This window comes from Pseudoalteromonas amylolytica, from assembly GCF_001854605.1.
GTDB lineage: Bacteria > Pseudomonadota > Gammaproteobacteria > Enterobacterales > Alteromonadaceae > Pseudoalteromonas > Pseudoalteromonas amylolytica.
In genome coordinates, this window is the sequence record NZ_MKJU01000026.1 from 197481 (window position 1) to 221478 (window position 23998).

Consider the following 23998-nt stretch of genomic DNA (forward strand, 5'->3'; position numbering starts at 1 on the left):
GCTTCTTCTGCTGCCGCCTTTTCCGCCTGTGCTTTGGCTTGGGCTTCTGCTGCGAGGCGTTGACGCTCAGCTTCTTCTGCTGCCGCCTTTTCCGCCTGTGCTTTGGCTTCGGCTTCTGCTGCGAGGCGCTGACGCTCTGCTTCTTCTGCTGCCGCCTTTTCCGCCTGTGCTTTGGCTTCGGCTTCTGCTGCGAGCCGCTGACGCTCAGCTTCTTCTGCTGCCGCCTTTTCCGCCTGTGCTTTGGCTTGGGCTTCTGCTGCGAGTCGCTGACGCTCTGCTTCTTCTGCCGCTGCTTTTTCAGCCTGTGCTTTGGCTTGGGCTTCTGCAGCTAGACGTTGACGCTCAGCTTCTTCTGCTTGTTGTTTAGCAAGCTGCTCCTGCTCTTCGGCTTGTTGCTGTGACTGTTCTGCTTCTTTTTTACCAAATCCAAACCAAGACAGAAATTTGTTCTTTTTTCCCATGCTCGCTAAATACCGTATTAATAAATCTGATAGACTAGTGATGGTTCGCTAAATTGTCGTATGTAAGACATCTGAACCACAAATGAGTAACATTAAAGCTAAGTTCATATTCACACTCAGCATTAACGTCAAAATAAATTCAAAAATTAGCGCGCAGTGTATCATGTTCCGTAAAGATGAAAAATGTAGCTGCAGTGATTTATACGAGCAAAAATATTAAGATTTCGTGATAAGTAGTATCTATGAGAAAAAAACCAGCTTCTAAAAATAGCCAAAGCGACGGTGTGATCCGCATTATAAGTGGTCAATTTCGAGGTCGAAAGTTACCCGTAAAAGATGTTACAGGGCTACGTCCGACGACGGATAGAGTCAAAGAAACGCTGTTCAATTGGTTAATGCAAGATACAAGAGATGCTACTGTTTTAGACTGTTTTGCAGGTTCGGGCGGCTTAGGCTTCGAATGCTTATCTCGTTTTGCCAAGCAAACGTGTTTTATAGAGCTTGATAGGCAAGCCGCACAACAGTTAAACAGCAACATAGCCACACTCAAGTTGAGCAACGCAAAAGTTATAAATGACAATACGATTGATGTACTGAGTCGTAAAAATGAACAAGCGCCTTTTGATCTGGTATTTGTCGATCCTCCTTTTAGACAAGATCTAGCGCAGCCATGCTGTATGCTCCTAGAGCAAAATAACTGGCTCACAAACAACGCCCTTATCTATGTAGAAGTAGAAAAAGAACTCGATTTTACAGCCCCACAAGACTGGCAAATTCTCAAAGAAAAGCAGGCAGGACAAGTGTTGTGCCGGCTTTACCAACGAAATGAAAAAGTAAGTTAGTATTTAGCTCTAATTTACGCTTTACATGTGGTATTGCTTCGGATTACAATACCGCACCATTTTTGAACCACTTGATCAATATTTGATCAGCGTGAGCATTGCTCATTAATTAGGTAGGTGAATTTTTAATGCCAGTAATTAAAGTAAGAGAAAACGAACCGTTTGACGTTGCACTTCGTCGTTTCAAGCGTTCATGTGAAAAAGCAGGTATCCTTTCTGAAGTTCGTCGTCGCGAGCACTATGAAAAGCCAACAGCTGAGCGCAAGCGTAAAAAAGCTGCTGCAGTTAAGCGTCACATGAAAAAGCTTTCTCGCGAAAACGCACGTCGCGTTAAATTATACTAATCGGTCTCGGTCTTGTATAAATGAGCCTTTTAACTAAGCTAAAAGACGCACAAAAAGATGCCATGCGTGCTAAAGACAAAATCAGTCTTGGTGCAATTCGCATGGTTCTTGCTGAAATAAAGCAGCGCGAAATTGACAATCAAACAACATTAGATGACGCAGGAATCACTTCTGTACTAGTGAAGTTAGTTAAACAGCGCCGTGATTCTTTCACCCAGTATAAAGATGCTGGTCGTGATGATTTAGCTGAAATTGAAGCAAATGAGATCAATGTACTTGAGACTTTCTTACCTCAGCCTTTGACTGAAGAAGAAATCATAGCATTGATTGATGCTGCAATTGCCGACACTGGCGCTGCAGGTATGCAAGACATGGGTAAAGTTATGGGCATAATCAAGTCCAAAGCTGAAGGTCGTGCCGATATGGGCAAAATCTCTGGCTTGATAAAACAACGATTAAGCGCATAATCCCGCATACAGATTGTATGATTAAAGTGAACCGAGCCCTAGCGCTCGGTTTCTTCGTCTAGGTATAAGGGAACATCGTTAGAAAAATATGGCTGGAAAGATCCCAAGAGAGTTTATTGATGACCTGCTCGATCGTACCGATATCGTCGATTTGATCGATGCCCGTGTTGGCTTAAAAAAAGCGGGAAAAGACTATCAGGCATGTTGTCCATTTCATAACGAAAAGTCTCCTTCTTTTACGGTCTCTCGTGATAAACAGTTTTATCACTGCTTCGGATGTGGTGCCAACGGCAACGCTATCTCCTTTATGATGGAATATGACAAACTCGAGTTTGTGGATGCCATCGAAGAACTCGCCAGTTTACTAAACCTAGACGTCCCTCGTGAACAAGGATCCGGCAAACCCGAACGTACCGTTGAACAAAAGCGCTCAGATTACGACCTAATGTTGCAAACAGCTCGCTTCTATCAACATCAACTGAAACACCATAAAAACTCCAGTGCGGTTATCGACTACGTGAAAAGCCGAGGTTTATCCGGTGAGACAGTAAAACACTACATGATAGGGTATGCCCCAAGTGAGTGGGAATCTCTATGTAAACAAGTAGGACGCACAGCTGAACAGCGTCAACAATTGCTAGAACTAAAGCTTGCTTCTGAAAAAACCCCCAGTCGACAATTTGATTTTTTCCGCGATCGTCTTATGTTCCCTATTCGTGACAAACGCGGACGGGTTATTGCATTTGGCGGCCGAGTTATGGACAACGACCAAGGGCCAAAATATTTAAACTCTCCTGAAACCAGAATCTTCCACAAGGGTTTTGAGTTGTATGGCCTGTATGAAGCAAAACAAGCTAATGATAAATTAGATAGCGTTTTAATTGTTGAAGGCTACATGGATGTTGTCGCGTTGGCAGAACAAGGTATCAATTATGCCGTCGCGGCGCTTGGTACAGCCACAACCGCCGAACATATGCATACCCTGTTTAGAACAACCGATACGGTTATTTGCTGCTACGATGGTGATAGAGCTGGAAAAGATGCAGCATGGCGAGCGTTAGAAAACGCTCTATCCCACTTAAAAGATGGCAAATCGCTGCGATTTGTATTTCTCCCTGATGGTGAAGATCCCGATTCGCTAGTTCAACAAGAAGGCAAAGACGCTTTTGAAACAAGGCTTGCTCAAGCTGATGACTTCTCCAAAGTACTATTTGATAAACTGGCCCAAAGCTGCGATCTGACCAATGATGCAGGTAAAGCCAAGCTGATGAGCGAAGCGCTGCCCATGATAGGCAAAATACCCAGCGACTACTACCAGGAGAGTCTGCTGGAAAAACTTGCTCGATTAATAGGGCGCACAAGAGAGCAGCTGTCCGCTAAGCTTGCAACACCAAAGCAGCAACACAGCATTGAACGTAAGTTTAAAGTTACTCCTATGCGCCGAGCAATTGGGCTATTAATACAACATCCACAGTTGGCGACAAGTGTTGAGTATTTACCCGAATTAGCACAAATGAATATACCAGGCATCCAACTGCTCCTAGAGTTACAATTGGTTTGCTTGCAAAACTCGCATTACACTACGGCACAACTACTTGAATACTTTAGAGATAAGCCTCAGTACGATGCGCTAAAAAAGCTCGCTGTGTGGCGACATGATATAAATGAACAAGCTCTAAGCGAAGAATTCAAAAATACTTTTCAATTTATTGAAGATCAGTGTTTAAATTTTAGGTTAGAGACCTTATTAATAAAAGACAAAACAGAAGGCCTAAACAGCGAAGAGCGGCTTGAATGCGCGCTGTTAACACAAGCGTTAAGCAGCAGAAGAACTAGTCAAAATTAAATTTTGCTGTTATAATGTTCTATTCACTGCGTCATGCAAATTGTTCGGTGTTTTTTCGCTGGCGCCTGTTGTATCAACTTATCAGAGTGGAAGCATAAATCTCTATGGATCAATCTCCTCAGTCACAACTCAAACTTCTGATTCAGAAAGGTAAAGAGCAAGGGTACTTAACTTTTGCAGAAGTTAACGATCACCTTCCACAAGACATAATAGACTCAGATCAGGTCGAAGATATTATTAGTATGATCAATGACATGGGTATTCAGGTAGCAGAAAATGCGCCAGATGCTGATGAATTGATGATGCAAGAAACTACCACCGATGAAGATGCTGCTGAAGCAGCCGCAGCTGCATTAGCCACAGTTGAAAAAGAAATCGGTCGTACTACTGATCCTGTACGTATGTATATGCGTGAAATGGGTACTGTTGAGCTATTGACCCGTGAGGGCGAAATTCAAATCGCCAAGCGAATTGAAGAAGGTATCAATCAGGTTCAAATCTCTGTGGCAGAGTATCCTGAAGCTATTACCTACCTTTTGGAGCAGTGGGATAAGTTCGAAGCCGAAGAGATGCGCTTAAGCGACATCGTATCTGGCTTTTTCGACCCTAACGCTGAAGAAACACAGATCTCAGCAACACATATCGGTTCTGAACTAAGCGATGAAGACTTAGCAGACGAAGATGATGAGGATGACGAAGACAGCGACGATGATGAAGATGCGGATACGGGCCCAGACCCTGAAGAAGCACGTGTTCATTTCGAGCAACTTCGCACTCTTTATAACAAAGCCCGAGAAGTGTTTGAAAGCAAAGGCCGTTCACACCCAGATTCACAAGCTGCCATCTTTGAAATTGGTGAGTTGTTTCGTACTTTCAAACTAGTACCGAAACAATTTGACCGCATGGTTAACAACATGCGTGAAATGATGGACAGAGTTCGCGTTCAAGAACGTATCGTCATGAAGCAAGCGGTGCAAATTGCAAAAGTACCAAAGAAAACTTTTGTTAAGCATTTTGCCAACAACGAAACGGATATGGCTTGGGTAGATGCTGAAATCGCTGCTGGTGAAAAGTATTCGAAAAAATTGGCTGAAGTTAAGCCTGAGATTGAACGCTGTATCAACAAATTAAAAGTGATTGAAGAAAGCACTGGCCTAACTGTCGAGCGTATCAAAGACATCAACCGTCGTATGAGTATCGGTGAAGCGAAAGCCCGTCGTGCTAAAAAAGAAATGGTTGAAGCCAACCTACGTCTTGTAATTTCAATCGCTAAGAAATATACCAACCGAGGTTTGCAATTCTTGGATCTTATTCAAGAAGGTAACATTGGTTTGATGAAAGCGGTAGATAAGTTTGAATACCGTCGTGGTTATAAATTCTCAACTTATGCAACTTGGTGGATTCGTCAGGCTATTACTCGCTCAATTGCCGATCAGGCGCGTACTATCCGTATTCCTGTGCACATGATTGAGACAATCAATAAGCTGAATCGTATCTCACGTCAAATGCTTCAGGAAATGGGCCGTGAGCCTAACCCAGAAGAGCTGGCTGAGCGCATGATGATGCCAGAAGATAAGATCCGTAAAGTACTGAAAATTGCCAAAGAGCCAATTTCTATGGAGACACCAATTGGTGACGACGAAGATTCGCACTTAGGTGACTTTATCGAAGATACAACCATTGAGTCACCTATTGACTCAGCAACAATGGAGAGTCTTCGTGGAGCAACCAATGAAGTGTTAGCTGGCCTTACGGCACGTGAAGCTAAAGTTTTACGTATGCGTTTTGGTATCGATATGAATACTGATCATACCCTAGAAGAGGTTGGTAAACAGTTTGATGTAACACGTGAGCGTATTCGTCAAATCGAAGCCAAAGCACTGCGTAAGCTGCGCCACCCTTCACGTTCAGATCTACTGAAAAGCTTCTTGGATGTAAAAGGTTAAGCTGTTTTTACGCCACCAGAATCAATGAAAGGCCGCAACAGCGGCCTTTTTAATAACTAGCATAATTTAGGAAAGCTCATGGCTTGGATCCAAATCCGCATTCACGCTAATAAAGAAACCGCCGATCAATTAAGCGACCTATTGCTTGATGTTGGCTGTCCGTCTGTCACCTTCATGGATGGTAGCAATAACCCTGTTTATGAGCCTAAGCCCGGTGAAGTCATTCTTTGGCCAGACACCATTGTTATCGGCTTATTTGATGCGGCCCATGATATGGATGAAGTTGTCAACTACCTTAAAGAAAACAGTTCACAACCAGTTACATACAAGATTGAGCAGCTCGAAGACAAAGATTGGGAACGTGAGTGGATGGATAACTTCCACCCCATCAAGTTTGGTGAACGCTTATGGATTTGTCCTAGCTGGCGTGATATTCCCGAGCCTGATGCCGTAAACGTGCTACTGGACCCAGGTTTGGCATTTGGCACCGGTACTCATGCTACAACCGCACTGTGTTTAAAATGGCTTGAGAGTCAGGACCTCACAGGTAAGACTGTCGTTGACTTTGGTTGCGGCTCAGGCATTTTGGGTATAGCCGCTATCAAACTGGGTGCACAACGTGTAATTGGTATTGATATCGATCCGCAAGCATTAGCCGCTAGCCTTGATAATGCCAAACGAAATGGGGTTGCTGATCAGCTTGAAGTGTACTTACCTGAAAATCAGCCGGAATTTAGCGCCGACATCGTCGTTGCCAACATCCTTGCTCAACCTTTGCGGGAGTTACACGAAATTATTCTTGCCTTCTTAAAACCACATGGAAAAATTGCCATGTCTGGTATTTTAGAAGAACAGGCACAGTCTGTAGCAAATGTATATGAAAAATATGTCGATCTTGAGGCTATAGCTCAGGAAGGTGAATGGACTCGTGTCAGTGGCAGTAAACGTAATTAACCCAGAAAAAGCATTTATGGGTTAGTAACTTGTAACAGCTAAAGCCTGTATTTAACAGGCTTTACTGTTTTTTCACAGCAAAGATAGCTCATATTATCAACATGCCTTCATTTGAACTGATTAAATTTCAGCCAAATAAATCAGTGACTCAAACTGTTATAAAAAGTCAACCCAATAAGTTCAAAAAAAAAGCAATAATGTTCAATTTATAGCCTTTGATTTTTGCAAAAAAAACCGTAAACTTAGCGCCCCTTGAAAAGAGGCAGATTGAACAACGTGCGTATTGGTCCATACCAACTAGATAACAACATTATTGTGGCCCCTATGGCTGGGATCACTGATAGACCTTTTCGACAGTTATGCCGTCGATTAGGAGCAGGTTTAGCTGTATCAGAAATGATGTCGTCAAATCCAAAGGTATGGAAAACAGATAAGTCTATGAACCGCATGGATCATAATGGCGAGTCTGGTATTCGCTCGGTGCAAATAGCGGGTGCTGATCCAGAATTGATGGCACAGGCTGCACAGTTCAATGTAGCAAATGGGGCGCAGATCATAGATATCAATATGGGCTGCCCTGCAAAGAAAGTGAATAAGAAACTGGCAGGTTCTGCACTGTTGCAGTATCCCGATTTAGTAGAGCAGATAGTTCAAGCAGTAGTGGAAGCTGTAGAGGTACCTGTAACGCTAAAAATCCGTACAGGTTGGGATACACAAAACCGTAACGGCGTAGAAATTGCTAAAATTGCTGAACGTAATGGCATTGCATCGCTTGCCGTACATGGCCGAACTAAGGCGTGTATGTACAAGGGTGAAGCAGAGTACGCCACGATAAGGGATATTAAACGTACAGTAAGTATACCTGTGGTCGCTAATGGAGATATTACTTCTCCGCAAAAAGCAAAGCAGGTACTGGATTATACGGGCGCAGATGCCATCATGATTGGTCGAGCCGCCCAAGGTCGCCCTTGGATATTTAGGGAGATAGACCACTTTTTGCGCACTGGAGAACAGCTACCAGCCCCAGAGATTTCTGAGGTACGTAGTATTTTGATGGAGCATTTAGTAAATCTTCATCAGTTTTACGGTGAGCCAATGGGAGCGCGCATCGCACGCAAGCATGTATCATGGTATTTGCAAGCTCACGACCAAGCAGGTCAGTTTAGGCGAGTATTTAATGCCCTTGAGACGCCAAATGAGCAAATTGAGGCATTGGAACAATACTTTGAAACACTAGCAGCTAACTAAGAAAGAAAGAGACATAACGATGTTCGAACAAAATGTGACTTCTCCATTTATCACTAACGCTCATGTTCAGTCACAAGAGAAACCGCAACCTTTACGCGATGCAGTAAAAAAAGCTGTTCATCACTATTTAAAGCAGCTTAACGGTCAAGATGTGCAAGACGTTTACGATCTTGTTCTTTCAGAGCTAGAAGCGCCATTACTAGAAGAAGTGATGACGTACACGCGTGGTAACCAAACTCGCGCGGCAATCTTGTTAGGTATCAACCGTGGTACTTTACGCAAGAAGCTGAAAAAATACGGCATGAACTAAGCCTTGCTTGGTTTTGACCACTAATAAAAAGCACCTTAGGGTGCTTTTTTAACATCTTCGTACCTCGCTTCTCACCACAGCTTTCAAGCTAACACCTTGCCCAAATTATAAATTCACAAAATCTCAATCATCAGCCAAGGTTTATGATCGTTTTCTTACGTAAATTAGGCTAAAATAGCGCCCTTCTAAGCTAGCCCTTAACTTATCATTGAGGAAACCTAAACCATCATGGATATACATCGTCCAATTCGTCGCGCGTTATTAAGCGTGTCAGATAAAACCGGTATCGTTGAATTAGCAAGCGCACTGTGTGCTCAAGGCGTAGAGATCCTCTCTACTGGCGGTACTTTCAAACTATTAACTGATAACGGCATCGCAGCCACAGAAGTATCTGACTATACAGGTCACCCAGAGATCATGGATGGTCGTGTAAAAACGTTACACCCTAAAGTACATGGCGGCATCCTAGCACGCCGTGGACAAGACGAAGCAGTGATGGCTGAGAATGATATTTCTGCTATCGATATGGTTGTGGTTAACTTATACCCCTTTGCACAAACCGTTGCAAAAGCTGACTGTAGCCTTGAAGATGCCATTGAGAATATTGATATCGGTGGCCCAACCATGGTTCGTGCTGCGGCTAAAAACCATAAAGATGTTACCATTGTCGTTAATGCCAGTGACTATCAACGTGTAATTGATGAACTAAAAGAAAACAACGGTTCTACAACCTATAAAACACGTTTTGATTTAGCAATTGCGGCCTACGAGCACACCGCTCAGTACGATGGTATGATTGCGAACTACTTTGGTAACATGGTACCTGATTACACTGAAGAAGCTGCAGTTGAGACGAAGTTCCCGCGTACTATCAATATGCAATTCACCAAAAAACAAGATATGCGCTACGGTGAAAATTCACATCAAGACGCTGCGTTCTACGTTGAAAACGACCTGCAAGAAGCGTCTGTTGCAACGGCAAAGCAGCTACAAGGTAAAGCCTTGTCATTCAACAATATCGCAGATACTGATGCGGCACTTGAATGTGTTAAAGAGTTCGATGCACCTGCTTGTGTGATTGTAAAGCATGCTAACCCTTGTGGCGTTGCTGTTGATGAAAACATCCTTGCAGCATATGATCGCGCTTTTAAGACCGATCCGATCTCAGCATTTGGTGGCATCATTGCATTTAACCGCCAGTTAGATGCTGACACAGCAGAAGCTATCGTGTCTCGTCAGTTTGTTGAAGTGATCATAGCACCCAGTATTTCTGAAGAAGCAGCACAAATCGTTGCGGCGAAAAAGAACGTGCGTTTGCTAGAGTGTGGCCAATGGAATACCAAGACAACTCAAGCTGATATCAAACGTGTCAATGGTGGTATCTTAGTTCAAGACCGAGATCAGGGCATGGTAACACTGGACGACCTTACCGTGGTGTCTAAACGCCAGCCTACCGAGCAAGAATTGAAAGATTTATTATTCTGCTGGAAAGTCGCTAAATTCGTGAAGTCTAACGCTATTGTTTATGCCAGAGATGGTATGACGATTGGTGTGGGTGCAGGCCAAATGAGTCGCGTGTATTCGGCTAAAATCGCGGGTATCAAAGCGGCAGACGAGAACTTAGAAGTTAAAGGTTCAGTCATGGCATCTGATGCGTTCTTCCCGTTCCGTGATGGCATCGATGCCGCTGCGCAAGCCGGTATCACTGCGGTTATTCAACCTGGTGGCTCAATGCGCGATGAAGAAGTTATCGCCGCAGCCGACGAAGCGGGTATGGCCATGGTATTTACCGGAATGCGTCACTTCCGTCACTAAAAATTACAGCGCGAACCGTTCAACGTTTCGCGCTTTTTGTTTGCACTAAATTCGAGTATTCTGCTTAAAACACAATCACAAAGTGAAGGAACAGAAAGATGAAATTTGGTTTAAAAACACTTCTCACAGCGGCCGTCGTGGCTGCATTAGCTGGCTGTAACGCTAACAACAGCGTTAACACAAACCAAGCTAACGCAGCGGTTGTTTCAGCCATACAAAGTTCAGAACGCCCTGAAGCACACCGCGCTCGCGATAAGTATCGTAATCCACTAGAAACATTAGAGTTCTTTGGTTTACAAAGTGATATGACAGTGGTTGAAATTACACCTGGTGGCGGTTGGTACTCAGAAATTCTGGCTCCTACGCTCAAAGGTAAAGGTACACTGTATGCTGCACACTTCCCTGCTGACTCTGAGATAGGCTATTACAAGAAATCACTTGCCAGCTTTAAAGATAAAGTTGCAAATGATCCCCGTTATAGTGAAGTAAAAGTGACCGAGTTTTTTCCTGTGACCCATTTGGATATTGCCCCAGCAAGCAGCGCTGATATGGTACTCACTTTTAGAAATGTACATAACTGGTACATGCAAAAAGACCATGAAGGACTGTTAAGTGCATTTAAAGCATTTAACAAAGCGTTGAAACCGGGTGGCATCTTAGGTGTTGTTGAGCATCAGTTACCAGAAGATCGTGATGACGCCCAGCAGAAAAGCTCGGGTTATATGAAGCTAAGCTATGTGGTTGATGTAGCAAAACAAGCTGGATTCGAATTAGTAGCTCAAAGCGATATTAACGCGAACCCTAAAGATAGCGCAGACCATCCTAAGGGGGTTTGGACTTTGCCTCCGCACCTAACAATGGGTGAAGAGCAAGCCGAGAAATACAAAGCTATCGGGGAAAGCAATCGCATGACTCTAAAATTTAAGAAGCTTTAAATAGGAAAATTTCGCCATGAATGTACTCGTCATTGGCAGTGGTGGCCGTGAACACGCATTAGCGTTCAAAGCCGCTCAAAACCCATCGGTAAAAACGGTATATGTTGCACCAGGTAATGCAGGTACAGCATTGGAACCAAAAATAACCAATGTTGCTATTGGTGTTGAAGACTTAGATGCACTCGTGTCGTTTGCAAAAGAAAACAATGTCGAACTGACTATTGTAGGCCCTGAAGCGCCACTGGTAGTTGGTGTTGTTGATCGCTTTCGCAATGAAGGCTTGGCAATCTTTGGTCCTACGGCAGCTGCGGCTCAACTGGAAGGTTCCAAGTCGTTCACGAAGGACTTTTTGGCCCGCCATGATATCCCAACAGCTCAATACCAAACGTTCGAACAAGTTGAGCCGGCTTTGGCTTATCTTAAAGAGCAAGGCGCCCCTATTGTCGTGAAAGCCGATGGCCTAGCGGCAGGTAAAGGTGTTATCGTCGCCATGACCGAAGCCGAGGCTGAAGAGGCTATTCGCGATATGCTAGCGGGTAATGCTTTTGGCGAAGCGGGTAGCCGCGTTGTCATTGAAGAGTTCCTTGAAGGTGAAGAAGCTTCATTTATCGTCATGGTAGATGGTAAGCATGTTCTCCCTTTTGCCACCAGTCAGGATCATAAACGCGCTTACAACGGCGATCAGGGTCCAAACACAGGTGGCATGGGTGCGTACTCTCCAGCTCCTGTTGTCACCCCAGACATTCATCAACGTATCATGGATGAAGTGATCCATCCGACAGTTGAAGGTATGGCAAGCGAAGGCAACCCTTACACTGGGTTCTTATACGCTGGTTTGATGATTACAGCTGATGGCACACCAAAAGTTATTGAGTACAACTGTCGTTTTGGCGACCCTGAAACTCAGCCAATCATGTTGCGCTTGCAATCAGATTTAGTAGAACTTATCGAAGCGGCTAACCGTGAAGAGTTAGACAAAGTAGATATTAGATTTGATCCTCGCGCAGCTGTGGGCGTGGTACTGTCAGCAAAAGGCTACCCAGGCAACTACCCTAAAGGCGATGCTATCAGCGGCTTGCAAGTAAGCTACCCTGAAGGCGAAAAGGTATTCCACGCAGGCACCAAACAAGATGGCGAAGAGGTCGTTACAGCAGGTGGTCGAGTTTTGTGTGCAACCGCACTTGGACACTCAGTGACAGAAGCGCAAAAAAGAGCCTACTCGCTGGTTAAAGACATCCATTGGGATGGTGTTGAATACCGCACCGATATTGGCTATCGTGCCATTGCCAGAGAGCAATAATACGATCTATTTGGCAGGCCGCTCTAACCGGCCTGCTTCATCTTCCCCCTCGCCTCTCGATAACGCATTCGCAACATACAAAAAATTCGGTATACTCAAAGCATTAGCATAGCTTTAGGAACTATCATGTCACAAAAGTATCGAGTCGTGTTTATCGGTTTACAAAGCACTACATCAGCCGAAGAGGTTGTGACAACTTTAAGCTCTAAACTCAATATTGCACCACAAAAGGTTGAGGCCTTTCTTGCCAAAAAACCTCTTTTTGCGCCTGCAGAGCAAAGTAAATCGTTAAAGCAGGTAAAGTTGTTGGAAAGAATGGGTGTTAAAGCTAAGCTTGTCGCCGTTGAGCCACCAGCTGATACCAGCCCTCAAAGTCAAAAAGATGAGCGAGTGTTCGAAGCACTAGATTACATTACCAGTAGCTTAATTCGTATTGAGGAGCGCCTTGAAGAAATAGAACATCGCTTAGGCAACTCATCTGATGAAGACAAAGACGATTCAAAACCAGATAGCTGGCATGAAGATGAACTATTTGAAGAGTTAGACCTTGATTTAGAGCCCGTCAAAAAAATACCAACCCGCAAGCTCCAATATACCTTAGCGGCCATCCTTATCGTGCTGCTAACCGTATTAGCACTAGCCATAATCTACCCTCAGTGGTTTAATTTATAGCAGAGGCGCCATGTACAATGCCGAACAATCTTCTCTTTCACGTTCAGAAATCCGCAAGAATATTAGAAATGCGAGAAGAAATTTAAGTAATTTAGAGCAGGAACAAGCCGCGAAAAAAATCAATATTAATTTTTTTCAACACAAAAAACTCCCAAATAACGCCCGAATAGGCCTCTATCTCAGCAACGATGGAGAACTTGACACATCCATTTTAATTCAATCACTTAACAAGAAAAGACATCAAGTATTCCTGCCCGTAATACACCCCTTTAACGGCACAACATTGCTATTCCAGAGGTATGAAAATAATTCACCCATGACACAGAATCGCTATGCTATCTTGGAGCCACAGTTGAATTGCAGTCATATTTGTCCTTTATATGAGCTGGATTACCTCTTAATGCCCCTTGTGGCTTTTGATAAAGAAGGTAACCGCTTAGGCATGGGGGGCGGCTACTACGATAAGACGTTGGCGCGTTACTATCGTGAGCAAATGAAAAAGCCAGAACTTATTGGCTTAGCTCACGACTGTCAGCAGGTTGAAAAGCTGCCAATACAGGCTTGGGATGTCCCATTACAGCAGATCATCACGCCCAGCAAATTTTATCAATGGTAAAGGGTATTCAGACTCATTCTACACAAACAATTACGGTATACTCTAAGTGTTCAATTTGACAACACAGTGAATTACGTAATGACCCAAGATGAAATGAAAAAAGCCGCAGCCTGGGCTGCGTTGGAATATGTAAAAAAAGATACCATTGTTGGTGTAGGCACAGGTTCAACCGTCAACCACTTTATTGATGCCCTTGGTAGTATCAAAGAACAAATTAAAGGGGCGGTTTCCAGTTCAGAGGCATCCACTGAAAAGCTAAAAGCACTGGGTATTGAGGTATTTGAACTTAACGACGTTGACCAACTTGACGTGTATGTTGATGGCGCTGATGAAATCAATGCTAGCAACGACATGATCAAAGGCGGTGGCGCAGCGTTAACACGCGAAAAGATCGTAGCAGCAGTAGCAAAACAATTTATTTGTATCGTGGATAACACTAAACATGTAGAGACTTTGGGTGCCTTCCCATTACCTGTTGAAGTGATCCCGATGGCTCGCAGCTATGTGGCGCGAGAGTTATTAAAACTGGGTGGTGATCCCGTTTATAGACAAGGGGTTGTTACCGATAACGGCAATGTCATCCTTGATGTGCACAATCTGCAAATCAAAGAGCCAAAGCAGTTAGAAGAAAACATAAACCAGATTGTCGGCGTTGTAACCAACGGCTTATTTGCGCACCGTGGTGCCGATATTGTTATCACAGGAACCCCTGAGGGTCCTAAAATCAGCTAAATAGGAATGAGTCATGAGTAAGGTATCGTTAGCCAAAGAGAAGATCAAAATTTTGCTGTTAGAAGGTGTGCACCAAAGTGCCGTTGAAACTCTAAAGCGCAACGGTTACAGCAACATTGATTATGTCAAAACATCGTTACCTGAAAGTGAATTGCAAGAGCGAATTAAGGATGCCCACTTTGTGGGGATCCGCTCTCGCACCCATTTAACCGAAGCTGTGCTCAATGCCGCTGAAAAGCTCGTTGCTGTAGGTTGTTTTTGTATCGGCACTAACCAAGTAGATTTACAGGCAGCGAAAGAGCGTGGTATTGCCGTATTCAACGCGCCGTTTTCAAATACGCGTTCTGTGGCTGAGTTAGTATTGGGGGAAATCTTGTTGCTCCTTCGTGGTATCCCACAGCGTAATGCCATGGCGCACCGTGGCGAATGGTTTAAATCGGCTGTAGGCTCGTACGAAGCTCGTGGAAAAACACTTGGTATCATAGGTTACGGACATATCGGCACACAACTTGGCATTATGGCTGAAAACATCGGTATGAAAGTTGAGTTTTATGATATCGAAGACAAACTTACGCTTGGTAATGCTCAACAAATTCAAAACCTGACACAGCTATTACAGCGTTCTGACGTGGTTAGCCTACACGTCCCAGAAACCCCTTCAACTAAAAACCTAATCGGTATGGCTGAGCTTGAAGTGATGAAACAAGGCGCTATCCTGATCAACGCTTCACGCGGTACCGTTGTAGACATCGACGCTCTGGCAGAGGCGCTAAGAGATAAAAAGCTTGCCGGCGCTGCCATTGATGTGTTCCCTGTGGAGCCTAAATCAAATGATGAAGAGTTTATTTCTCCACTACGTGAGTTTGATAACGTTATTCTTACGCCACACGTGGGGGGCTCAACGCAAGAAGCACAAGAAAACATTGGTATTGAGGTAGCGGGTAAAATTGCGAAGTACTCAGATAACGGTTCAACATTAAGTGCAGTCAACTTCCCTGAAGTAGCCTTACCTGAATTGGCAAATCGTAGTCGTCTATTGCACGTGCACCAGAACCGCCCTGGCGTCCTGACGCAAATTAACCAAGCATTTGCACAACATGGTATTAATATCGCAGCGCAATACCTACAAACCGATGATACCATCGGCTATGTGGTAATTGACGTAGACAGCGATCACTCAGAGGTGGCATTAAAAGAGCTCAGCGCCGTTGAAGGCACAATCCGAGCTAGGATTTTGCACTGATATCTATTTACGTTAATGAAAGAGGCCGCTGATCGCGGCCTTTTTCATTACTAGACCCACTTTATGACCCTTCTACTTTCAAATTAAGAAAGTCTGCAGCGGCTTCAGGCTGACCATAAAGCTCATTTAGCCGCGTGGTGAGGCTTGGAAAATTCATCCCCTCAGGTAACTGAGCCGATATGTGCAATCTCTGCAGGCCCTCGGCGAATGCCAGTAACGCATCCTTGACTTTTTGTGTAGAATCAGCGCTATAAACTTGCTCAGTAAACATTTGTTTAAATGCCTCTCTGTCCAGTCCTTGATTTTTTAGATGCTGATCCAGTAAATCTGACAACTGGCCGAGGCTATTTACCTCTAACATAAAAGCACGTGGCTCTAGCTGCATCCATGCATCTGATATACGACCAGAATCACTGGGAGAATTTAACGCATTACTTTGCGTATCCATTTGTAGCCGTTGTTGACGACGTGCATGATAGGCTTCCATAAAAGATGTCGAGTTATTAAAGTTGGCAGACATCGCCATTGATACGATCTTTTTTGCCTCCATTCCCAACTTAATTTCAAGCGCTCCTGAGTCTGGTTCGTAGGCCATCGCAAAAGCAAAATCAAAACGACTCCCCAGTAATAGGGGCGGAAATGTCGCTGGATGCTGCCAAGCTTCCTTATTTAAGCGCATACCATTTAAACGCACCTCGGTAAATTCACTGACCTCATCAGGGTGAAAACCCTGTAAAGACATAAGTTCAACACTCGCCATCTTTTGATGAGCCGTATTTTTTACTTCCAGGCCCCTGACACTTATTTTGTCACTGAGTAGGTGTACATCTACACTGGCATAGTCGATCTCTATCTGCTCTTGCAGTTCGATTAGCGACAGCTGTCTTTTAAGCGCTTCTTCGGCTTCTTGGTTGGCGAAGTGTTGCACTGCCCCATAAGTAACTAATCCAGCGCCTATCACCATCAATAGGATCTTTCTCATTATTTATTCATTCCTACTAAAATAGCGCCTCTAGCGCTTCACTTAAACTATTAACACCAACCACTTCCATACCTTCAATCGGCTCTTTTGGTTTATTGGCATTGGGCACAATCGCGCGTTTAAAACCATGCTTCGCAGCTTCTTTTAGACGCTCCTGACCACTGGGAACAGGCCTTATCTCGCCACCTAGGCCAACCTCACCAAACACCACAAGTTGCCGCTCCAGCGCGTAATTCTTAAAGCTTGACACCAAAGCAACGATTAATGCTAGATCGGCGCTAGTTTCTGAGACTTTCACCCCTCCCACGACATTAACAAACACATCCTGATCCGCCACTTGCAACCCGCCATGGCGGTGTAACACCGCCAGTAACATAGCTAAACGGTTTTGCTCTAAGCCCACTGTAACGCGCCTTGGGTTTGCCAATTGGGAGTAATCAACCAATGCCTGCACCTCAACCAGCAATGGCCGTGTCCCTTCCCAAATCACCATTACAAGAGACCCAGGTGTTTGTTCTTCGCCTCGGTTGAGAAAAATAGCTGAAGGGTTACTAACTTCTTTAAGCCCCTGCCCCGTCATCGCAAATACACCTAGTTCATTAACTGCACCAAAGCGGTTTTTGTTGCCGCGCAAAGTACGAAAGCGGCTGTCCGAACTCCCTTCTAGTAAAATTGAACAATCAATACAGTGCTCCAATACTTTCGGACCGGCTAAACTGCCATCCTTTGTTACATGGCCGACCATAAAAATAGCGACTTGGTTTTGTTTTGCAAAGCGGGTTAAATAGGCGGCGCTTTCTCGCACTTGAGAAACACTACCAGGTGCTGACTGCACATCGCTCATGTGCATCACCTGAATCGAGTCGATGACCATGATGCTGGGCTTTTCTTGTAGAGCCAGTTGGCAAATAGTTTCTACGTTAGTTTCGGCCAGGGTACGTAATTTGTCAGTGGGCAACCCCAATCTGTGAGCTCGCATGGCAACTTGCTGTAATGACTCTTCACCGGTTACGTATAAGGTGTTCATACTCTGTGCGAGTAAACACATGGTCTGCAACAGGACGGTACTCTTACCCGCACCAGGTGAGCCGCCGATTAAAATGGCACTGCCAGGTACCACCCCACCACCCAACACACGGTCAAACTCTTTAAACCCAGTACTAAAACGTGGCAGGCTCTCAAGGTTGACTTCATCCAACGTTTGTACCTTCGCATCAACCATCCCTGCATATCCGGCCATTGCAGCGCTACGAGGAGGCGCCTTCACCGAGGGCACACGAAACTCTGTCACCGTATTCCAGGCGCGACACTCTGAACATTGCCCCTGCCACCTGGCAAATTCGGCACCACAATCGCTACACACAAAGGCTGTTTTCTTTTTCACCATAACTTAAGGCACACTTTTTGCTTGTACTTTTAACTCAATCTCTGTGCAATATAACCACTGCAATAGCAGACGAAGTTAACAGAATTGTTTAGAATTAATTAACTATGATTTAATATTGTCATAGTTTTGGCTTGATATAACAAATAATAACTAATAAGCCTCAGGGCTTAAACTCGGATAATTAATGGGTCATTATGGCTGAAGATAAGCTACAGAAGTATCAACCTCTGATCAAAGAGTTAAAATCGCAGTTGGGTAATCCCGACTTCGATAAGCTGTTTGAACAGATGACCAAGGATATTTCCAAACCCGACCGATTCTTGCTAAAAATGGAAATGTCTCGCTTATCTCAACCCATCGCCCGTTTTATCGACCTACGAGGGCAAGTTGCTGGTGATGTTAAGCCTTATGAATATGAAGGTAAACAACACTTTATGGACGACCTGGCCATCGAGGTGTTTGAGCGTGAAATTGCACGTCATGGCGGCTATACGCTCGCTGTGTATGAAGAAGTAATGCAAACCGAAAATAATTTTCGGGTCATGCAGAAAAAAGCACAAGATACTGAAAGTCTTGTTCAAGATGTTGTAGAGAAACAACCAGAACACGCTAAGCTAGTGCGCTTTGCCTCCTATGAAAGCCGCATTGAAGAACGGATGAATTACTCAATTAAAATTTCAATTGAGCTGAATAAAGGGCACCAAGCCACCGGTACCACATCAGATATCTCACTCAGCGGTGCAAAAATTAAACTTGCGGCAAAAGAGCGCGTGAGTCCAGGGCAATTGGTCAGCGTCAGGCTAACAGGGCTTGAGCAAGAGTTTGAGCTGGGACTCAAAGAGGGGATCCAATATGAAGTTATTGCAGTTGAACCAATTTCTTCTGGATTTCAGCACGTTAGGTTGAAAAGAACCTTTATAGAAAACAGTAATGCATTTGATGAGTTTCTCAATAGCTTTATTCACGGCAATAAACGCCGCTATAAAGTCAATTTAGATAATACCATGGATGCTATAACCTGTAAGGGTTACGAGCAATATTACCAACCTAGGGTTAACTCACTTTTTGTGTTTATTTCACAAAAGGACAAACACCTGTTGCCCACTATTGCGTTAACCAATGAAAATAACGCATTTATTAATTACTATTTTGAAGACGAGCGTAAAGTATCCTGCTTGTATCAAATTTTTTCGCAACCTCGATTAGCAGCACTACTGGCGCTCTCGAATGCCGTCAAAGAATCGACATTATATAGCTTTACGCACATAAAAGATGGCAAAATATACCACTATTCAGCATTTGATTTTGAATTAGCAAAACAACCTGATTTGCGTAATCTATTCGTTGCCTACGGCGCTCAAAAAAGCAGTTGGCGTACATACAAAGTTCAGCTCATGCCAAGCCATCATGAAGATGCCTTTATTCCATTATCACTGCCAGCCAATGCCAGCAAAAACATTGAAAAGCTGAACAAGCGACCAACTCCACGCGTGCAAAGCCACATCCAAGACGTGAAGTACTTATTGTTGATTACTGACATTTCTTCACAGTATCAACAAGAGGCCTATCAAAAGGTCAGCTTTGACAAAAGCCTCGTTAATCAGCTCAAAGTATTTGGCCGAGGAAAAGCGCTCAACCCACCAAAGCTCAATGTGATCTCTCTAGATTATATTAATCTGCGAGCACACAAGCGGTATCTGTATAAAACCTCGGTTGTATTACACATAGATGGCGCTGAACCATGTCAAGGGCATACCTTAGACTTTTCTGAGATGGGGTTACAAGTAGAACTTGCGCAACCTACGACCTTAACTAAAGGTGCTATTATCCACCTTGATTTACCCGACCTACAAAAGATTACTAAGCAACATAGTTTGAGCAACTTGCGTTATGAGGTCGTTGCAATCAGTAAAGCGAAAACCATCATTAATCTTAAAGTAAGCAAACTGACCGACTTACCTCAAGTGGCCAGCGAGTTCTTTAAGCTATTGATTAATAGCAACAAAGACAAGTTACAGCCTTGCCAAGAGGCGCCTAGAATCCCAGGATTATCGACCGCACTACGGAACATGATCACCAAAAGCGTATGCCAGTTTCCATTTTACTTACATAAAGAGACATCGCACTTTAAGATTGGGGCGATAGGCATAGGGTTGTATCCTACACCGATACACCGTGTATTAATGCATTATCACACCGCTAAACAAGGGCAGCTCAATATGAAACCCCTGTTCCCATCGGGCTTCATCGAAAATCACTTAACTGAAGCGCTGCGTAAACACAGCCGTAAAAGCAAACCGCTCAAATATACGCTGTTTGTTGCGTTCGATAGCCAGGAAAAGGACATCAACAAAGCCTTCAAAGGGCAATGTATCGAGCAAGACCAACCGCAAGAGCCATTATTTTTGTTCCAGAAAAAGGCCATTACAAAGAATATTTTATTTGTATTTCATCTGCATGTTTCAAAAACAGGCCGACCCGATACGGATTATTTAGCCAATGAGCTGCGTTATGTGAGCCACTATGCCTTACATAAAGCAAAAGAACTTGAAGAGGGCTTATGGAAAGTAACTGGTGTGTGTGACTTGATTGATGTTAGCGATGAGCACCTGCGAACCCTAGAGATTGATAGCAAACTTATCACCGCGATGAGATTGCGAAAACAAACCTACCTAAAAACCCTCCTGAATTAACAAACGCGGTAAATGTGCCAGTTGCACATTTACCGCCAGTGTTACTTATCACATAGGTGAGTTAAGCCAAGTTACCAAATAACGTCAGTAAAGCAATAAGCACCAAATAAAACAGTATGTTGCGTTTAACTAAGCGCATCATACAACTTGCTTCATAAGTGCACCCAACGTACTGCTGCTCTATTTGCTCCGCTGCCAGTGCCGTAGATGTGACAACATGTCGATTTGAAACGTTAAAATCAAGCACATATTTAAGCCAACAACTGGTACCTTTAGAAAAGTTACCAATGATCAAATAGCCAAAGCTCGTCAGCCGAGCTGGGACCCAATCAAGCCAATGTAACATCGTTTCAAAACGGCTATATTGTGCCTTGAGTGGGTGTTCTGAATTGTCTTCAATGTCGTCAAATAAACTACGGGTTATGGCATAAAGCACGGCCCCTGGGGCGCCAAGCATAACAAACCAAAATAATACACAGCAATAATGACGAAAATTGATCCACACTAAAGTTTGCCCAAACCACTCACCACCTTGCTCTAATTCTGTACGTTTTTGTCCCATTTGTAAGGCGTATAAAGTTGCGGCTTCATTATCTCCCCGAGTCAGGGCATTTAAATAGCCTTTATAACGCCCCCTTTGATGCGCACAACCGATACAAATCAGCAATAGACAGGTGTTCAAAATAAGTTGGGCAAGCACCATATCAAATACGTGGTATACAATGGCTATCAAAATACTGGGTACAACCAGCCATATCAACACGCCAACACCTGAGCCCATCAGGCCTTTTACCATGCTGTTATCAACACTATGTGCAACATACCCGTTGGTATAGAAGCTCATCTGCCAATAATTCCCTCTGGCAGCTAACCGCTCAATCGCCAACGCAAGAATGATGGAAATTAAAATCATATGTAACTCTTTTATTGTTCAAGTTGATGAAAAAATTCAGACCATTGAAATGCCGGTCCAGGATCCGTTTTTCTACCGGGCGCAATATCGCAATGTCCGACTATGCGTTGCCTAGTGATCGCCGGGTACGCTGCCATTATTTCCTTCGTCACCGCAACCAGCCTTTGATATTGCACCTCACTGTATGGCGTATCGTCCGTCCCCTCAAGCTCAATGCCAATGCTAAAATCATTGCACCGATGACGACCTTCAAAGCTAGAGACACCAGCATGCCAAGCACGTTTATTAAACGGCACATACTGAAGCACTTGTCCATCGCGGCGAATAAAGCAGTGTGCAGACACCTCTACCCCCTTTAGATCGCAAAAGCTGGGGTGCGCATCACATTCAAGTGTTCCACAAAACAACTCATCCACATAAGCAGTACCAAACTTTCCCGCTGGTAATGAGATGTTATGGATCACTAACAATGAGACCGTTTCTTGTTCAGGCCTATCGTCGTAATAAGTACACGGACGCCTGTTAGCAGCGCTTAGCCAATCTAGTGACATAATATAAAATGAACGCTAATAATCATACTGTTACCTTATCAAGGTTGATGTTAATTCACTAGCAGCGATTGTGTAAATGCGCGCAACACAGTAAAATTCGCACTCTCCCATAATAGCCAACACAAGTGACAGAACTATGCAATGCCAACCTATCTCTAATGAACTAATAAGCCAATTGGTAAAACAAGCACTTAACGAAGATCTTAATTACCAGTGTGCAGCTGATGGAGATATCACGGCCCAGTTGATCCCTGAAACGGAGCAGGCAAATGCCTATGTGATCACGCGTGAAGACTGTGTGTTCTGTGGCAAAGATCTCATTATTGAAGTCTTCAAACAAGTTGACCCGCAAGTTAAAGTGGAAGTGCTGGTTAACGATGGCGATCACGTGAGTGCGAACTCAAAGCTGTTCACTGCATCGGGCTCGGCTCGCGCGATTCTTACAGCAGAGCGCACGGCTTTGAATTTTGTTCAGTCTTTGTCTGGTACGGCAACCACGACCGCTCACTACGTAAAGGCGCTTGCGGGTAGCCAAACACAGTTACTCGACACGCGTAAAACCATTCCGGGTTTAAGAGCATTGCAGAAATATGCAGTAACCTGTGGTGGCGGTAAAAACCACCGTATCGGTCTATTCGATGCCTTTTTGATCAAAGAGAATCACATTGCTGCTTGCGGTGGTATTACCAATGCGGTCAGTAAAGCGAAAACAAACCATCCCAATAAGCCTGTAGAGGTAGAAGTCGAGAACCTAGATGAGCTTACACAGGCCCTACAAGCGGGTGCCGACATCATCATGTTAGATAACTTCACAGTAGCTGACATCAAACAAGCTGTTGAATTGACTCAGGGCAAAGCAAAACTTGAAGTTTCAGGTAACATGACACTTGATACCCTAACAACGTATGCGCAAGCGGGTGTCGACTTTATTTCTAGTGGCGCATTAACAAAGCACTTGTGCAGTATTGACTTATCCATGCGTTTTGTTGAGCAAAAGGCATAAATTATTCTAAATATTGCGAATAATTGGTTCTAATTGATTGACAAGCGCGCTATGAAACCGTTAAATACGACAAAATAATGAGATTGATAACAAGCTATTAAAATGTGTATTTGTTAAGTTTATACGGCATTTCAATAGCAAACGTGCAATCAAGCGCTTTTAACACCTATAATTGAAGCTATCAAGTTTCAAAACCATAAAGATTTTAATATCTTTCTAACTTACAATTACCGAGTTAGACACAGTTCCTTAGGAGACACATCATGGCAAGACAACAACAGGGTGGCTTTACCCTTATTGAGTTAATGATAGTAGTAGCTATTATTGGTATTTTATCCGCTGTGGCATTGCCTGCGTATCAGGATTATGTTGCTCGCTCACAAGCAGCCGAAGCGGTTTCTCTATCCGCTGGTGCAAAAACGGCTATTGCTGAATATCATCAAATCAATGGTTCATACCCAACTGCAGACACTGCTCCATCTTTAACTGACTTAGCAGCGACAGGTACCTATTCAGCATTAGAAGTACAGGCTAACGGCGTTATTGTTGTAACTATGGATGCTACCGATGCAGTATCAGCACTACAAAGTGAGACTTTCACGTTTACACCTAACACCGCAGATAATGCATTTAAATGGACCTGCGTAAGTAGCTTAACGGATGCTAGCTTAGTGCCTCAAGGCTGTACTGCAACAGCGGCTACAAACTAAAAGCCTTAAAGCAGTTGCTAAGCAACTG

At 44.0% G+C, this 23998-nt stretch carries 22 protein-coding genes and 1 pseudogene; 18 read left to right on the forward strand and 5 right to left on the reverse strand.

From position 1 onward, the window contains the following. Window positions 1-461, reverse strand: a pseudogene (locus BET10_RS21830) (signal recognition particle-docking protein FtsY); the annotation flags it as partial. 242 nt (window positions 462-703) lie between these two features. Here BET10_RS21830 and rsmD point away from each other — a divergent pair. From rsmD to serA, 15 genes are all read left to right on the forward strand, one after another. Beyond that, a complete protein-coding gene (gene rsmD, locus BET10_RS11715) occupies window positions 704-1303 on the forward strand; it encodes a 16S rRNA (guanine(966)-N(2))-methyltransferase RsmD (protein ID WP_070985766.1) in 600 nt (199 codons plus the stop codon). Between the two features lie 128 nt (window positions 1304-1431). Beyond that, on the forward strand, window positions 1432-1647 hold the full coding sequence (gene rpsU, locus BET10_RS11720) for a 30S ribosomal protein S21 (RefSeq protein WP_010362466.1): 216 nt from the start codon (window positions 1432-1434) through the stop codon (window positions 1645-1647). Window positions 1648-1667: 20 nt separating this feature from the next. Next, entirely contained in the window at window positions 1668-2114 is a 447-nt protein-coding gene (locus BET10_RS11725) for a GatB/YqeY domain-containing protein (RefSeq protein WP_070985767.1), read from the forward strand. 88 nt (window positions 2115-2202) lie between these two features. After that, window positions 2203-3960, forward strand: a complete 1758-nt coding sequence (dnaG, locus tag BET10_RS11730; RefSeq protein ID WP_070985768.1) for a DNA primase — start codon at window positions 2203-2205, stop codon at window positions 3958-3960. Window positions 3961-4064: 104 nt separating this feature from the next. Further along, on the forward strand, window positions 4065-5906 hold the full coding sequence (gene rpoD, locus BET10_RS11735; RefSeq protein ID WP_070985769.1) for an RNA polymerase sigma factor RpoD: 1842 nt from the start codon (window positions 4065-4067) through the stop codon (window positions 5904-5906). 78 nt (window positions 5907-5984) lie between these two features. Next, window positions 5985-6860 carry a 50S ribosomal protein L11 methyltransferase gene (gene prmA / locus BET10_RS11740; RefSeq protein WP_070985770.1) on the forward strand — a complete coding sequence of 292 codons (876 nt, stop codon included), beginning with the start codon at window positions 5985-5987 and terminating at the stop codon, window positions 6858-6860. Window positions 6861-7136: 276 nt separating this feature from the next. Then, window positions 7137-8108, forward strand: a complete 972-nt coding sequence (dusB, locus tag BET10_RS11745) for a tRNA dihydrouridine synthase DusB (protein WP_170829143.1) — start codon at window positions 7137-7139, stop codon at window positions 8106-8108. Between the two features lie 19 nt (window positions 8109-8127). Then, window positions 8128-8418: a DNA-binding transcriptional regulator Fis gene (gene fis, locus BET10_RS11750; RefSeq protein WP_005491017.1), complete on the forward strand. Its 291-nt coding sequence runs from the start codon at window positions 8128-8130 to the stop codon at window positions 8416-8418. 228 nt (window positions 8419-8646) lie between these two features. After that, complete coding sequence (gene purH, locus BET10_RS11755; protein ID WP_070985772.1) at window positions 8647-10233, forward strand: bifunctional phosphoribosylaminoimidazolecarboxamide formyltransferase/IMP cyclohydrolase; 1587 nt, start codon at window positions 8647-8649, stop codon at window positions 10231-10233. A gap of 98 nt (window positions 10234-10331) precedes the next feature. Further along, a complete protein-coding gene (locus tag BET10_RS11760; RefSeq protein ID WP_070985773.1) occupies window positions 10332-11168 on the forward strand; it encodes a class I SAM-dependent methyltransferase in 837 nt (278 codons plus the stop codon). A 16-nt stretch (window positions 11169-11184) separates the two neighbouring features. After that, complete coding sequence (gene purD, locus BET10_RS11765) at window positions 11185-12468, forward strand: phosphoribosylamine--glycine ligase (protein WP_070985774.1); 1284 nt, start codon at window positions 11185-11187, stop codon at window positions 12466-12468. A gap of 126 nt (window positions 12469-12594) precedes the next feature. After that, complete coding sequence (locus BET10_RS11770; RefSeq protein ID WP_070985775.1) at window positions 12595-13140, forward strand: hypothetical protein; 546 nt, start codon at window positions 12595-12597, stop codon at window positions 13138-13140. A gap of 10 nt (window positions 13141-13150) precedes the next feature. Further along, entirely contained in the window at window positions 13151-13756 is a 606-nt protein-coding gene (locus BET10_RS11775) for a 5-formyltetrahydrofolate cyclo-ligase (RefSeq protein ID WP_070985776.1), read from the forward strand. A 78-nt stretch (window positions 13757-13834) separates the two neighbouring features. Then, window positions 13835-14488 carry a ribose-5-phosphate isomerase RpiA gene (gene rpiA / locus BET10_RS11780; RefSeq protein ID WP_070985777.1) on the forward strand — a complete coding sequence of 218 codons (654 nt, stop codon included), beginning with the start codon at window positions 13835-13837 and terminating at the stop codon, window positions 14486-14488. Between the two features lie 13 nt (window positions 14489-14501). Next, complete coding sequence (gene serA / locus BET10_RS11785) at window positions 14502-15731, forward strand: phosphoglycerate dehydrogenase (protein ID WP_070985778.1); 1230 nt, start codon at window positions 14502-14504, stop codon at window positions 15729-15731. Between the two features lie 61 nt (window positions 15732-15792). Here the strand turns inward: serA and BET10_RS11790 are convergent, their stop codons facing one another. Beyond that, window positions 15793-16713 (reverse strand): hypothetical protein, encoded by a 921-nt coding sequence (locus BET10_RS11790; protein WP_070985779.1) that lies wholly within the window; start codon window positions 16711-16713, stop codon window positions 15793-15795. A 16-nt stretch (window positions 16714-16729) separates the two neighbouring features. After that, window positions 16730-18100, reverse strand: coding sequence for a DNA repair protein RadA (radA, locus tag BET10_RS11795; protein WP_070985780.1), 1371 nt, complete (start codon window positions 18098-18100; stop codon window positions 16730-16732). Between the two features lie 194 nt (window positions 18101-18294). Between radA and BET10_RS11800 the strand changes: the two genes are divergently transcribed. Next, entirely contained in the window at window positions 18295-20793 is a 2499-nt protein-coding gene (locus tag BET10_RS11800) for a PilZ domain-containing protein (RefSeq protein ID WP_070985781.1), read from the forward strand. A gap of 61 nt (window positions 20794-20854) precedes the next feature. On the opposite strand, the gene ampE is transcribed toward BET10_RS11800, so the two are convergent. Continuing rightward, window positions 20855-21706, reverse strand: a complete 852-nt coding sequence (ampE, locus tag BET10_RS11805; RefSeq protein WP_070985782.1) for a beta-lactamase regulator AmpE — start codon at window positions 21704-21706, stop codon at window positions 20855-20857. An 11-nt stretch (window positions 21707-21717) separates the two neighbouring features. Beyond that, window positions 21718-22257, reverse strand: coding sequence for a 1,6-anhydro-N-acetylmuramyl-L-alanine amidase AmpD (ampD, locus tag BET10_RS11810; RefSeq protein WP_070985783.1), 540 nt, complete (start codon window positions 22255-22257; stop codon window positions 21718-21720). A gap of 136 nt (window positions 22258-22393) precedes the next feature. Between ampD and nadC the strand changes: the two genes are divergently transcribed. Together nadC and BET10_RS21995 are read left to right on the forward strand one after the other, a co-directional pair. Beyond that, window positions 22394-23260, forward strand: a complete 867-nt coding sequence (gene nadC, locus BET10_RS11815) for a carboxylating nicotinate-nucleotide diphosphorylase (RefSeq protein WP_070985784.1) — start codon at window positions 22394-22396, stop codon at window positions 23258-23260. 263 nt (window positions 23261-23523) lie between these two features. Continuing rightward, window positions 23524-23970 (forward strand): pilin, encoded by a 447-nt coding sequence (locus BET10_RS21995; RefSeq protein WP_070985785.1) that lies wholly within the window; start codon window positions 23524-23526, stop codon window positions 23968-23970. Window positions 23971-23998 lie beyond the last annotated feature (28 nt).